The organism is Streptomyces sp. NPDC005141 (genome assembly GCF_053599975.1).
This window is the reverse complement of sequence record NZ_JBSFYW010000160.1, coordinates 1-1,568: the sequence shown is the minus strand read 5'-3', so window position 1 is coordinate 1,568 and position 1,568 is coordinate 1. Positions and strand designations below refer to the sequence as shown.

The window sequence follows — 1,568 nt, the reverse complement described above, 5'->3', positions numbered from 1 at the left end:
GCTACGTCACCCCGCTCGAAACGAGATCCCTGCTCAGGCAGAACCTCGTCCCGGCAGCGTAAACACCCGCTGTCCAGTTCGCGGGGGGAACTTCACGACGACCCGTCCACGATCGAAGCGGTGCGCCAGCTCAGCGAGTCCTGCCGCAAGGAGGGCGACTATGCGCGTTCGCTCGAACTGGCAACCGACGCGCACACCCAGCTCGTGTGCCGCTACCCCAGGGCGCATCCCCGTTCGCTGAACGCAGCGCTGACCCTTTCGGTCGCGCTGCGCCAGAGCGGCGACCTGGAGGCAGCCCGCTCCCGCGGCCTCGAAGTCTGTGAGGGATACCGGCAGGTCTACGGCCCGCTCCACCCACACGTCCTGTCCGCGGACATCGACCTCGCCGTCACCCTGAGGCTGCTCGGCATGGCCGAGGAAGCACATCTCCTGGACGAGGCGGCTCTCGCCGATCTCTCCGAACAACTCGGCGAGGGCCATCCGATCGCCCTCGCCTGTGCCGTCAACCTGGCCAGCGACCTGGCCGCGCTCGGCAGCCACGACCACGCCCATCAACGCGGCAGGGCCACGCTGGAACTGTGCCGAACCAGCCTCGGCGAGGACCACCCGACCACGCTGGCATGCGCCGGGAACCTGGCGCTGGACCTCATCCACACGGGAGCCGATGCAGAGGGACACGCACTGCGCGAGGACACCCTGGAACGTATGGAGCACGTCCTCGACCGCACCCGCCACCAACCCTCCTCGGACACCCCGCACCCGGCCACCGTCCAGCTCCAGGAAAACAGACGCGCCAACTGCGACACCGACCCCCTGCCGCTATGACCGGCCACCGAAACCGGCAGCCACCCTGCGGACGAGCACGTTTGAAGATAAGCGGGTGGCCCCGGTCCCTCTCATGGACCGGGGCCTCGGCGCCGCACTGGTCCTCACCTCCTCCGCCTGGAGTGCCGCACGCCTCCGCGGCCGCCGCACCCGCCCCCGACCGTCCGAGACGGACGAACAGCCGTAGTGCGGCTCCGTGGGCTCCGGGTCGTCGATGCCCCGGAGCCCACACCAAAGCGGAGCTTCAGCGCGCGAGCCACACGGAAACCGCGCTGGCTCCGGTGACCAGGGCGCCCATGAGCCTGTAGGGCGACCGCTGCAGCGTGATGCGCAGCTCGCCAACCGCAGCTCGCAGAACGGCTCCGGCTGCACCGCCCACAACCCACGCCTCAGAAGAGCCGCGAACTGCATGAGCGTCCGCTCGCCCGGCAGGCCCGAGCGCCAAGCGCGAACAGGGCCTCGATCTCTTCGGCCGACGGCGGGATACGCACATGCGCCCGGGCCAGCAGGCGGGGCTGGTTGAACCCGTCGACCGGCTGCACCAGCGGCCGGCCGGGGAGCGTCCTCGACGTCTCGTGCGTGGCGGGTCTGGAGGAAACCTTGACATCCTCGCCCACCTAAAGGAGGGCGATTCCCGCTTGCCGCGCCGTTGTCGGGCGCGGCTTCGGGTGGGTTCCTGTTTCATCGCGCTGCGCCGGGACGAGTCCCGGTCTTACCCGCGCTCCGCAGGCTGACACCGCCAG

At 70.0% G+C, this 1,568-nt stretch carries 1 protein-coding gene; it reads left to right on the top strand.

The window, feature by feature from the left end; translation table 11 throughout:
• Positions 1-120: 120 nt before the first annotated feature.
• Positions 121-825 carry a tetratricopeptide repeat protein gene (locus ACWD68_RS41835; protein ID WP_451811711.1) on the top strand — a complete coding sequence of 235 codons (705 nt, stop codon included), beginning with the start codon at positions 121-123 and terminating at the stop codon, positions 823-825.
• Positions 826-1,568: the final 743 nt, after the last annotated feature.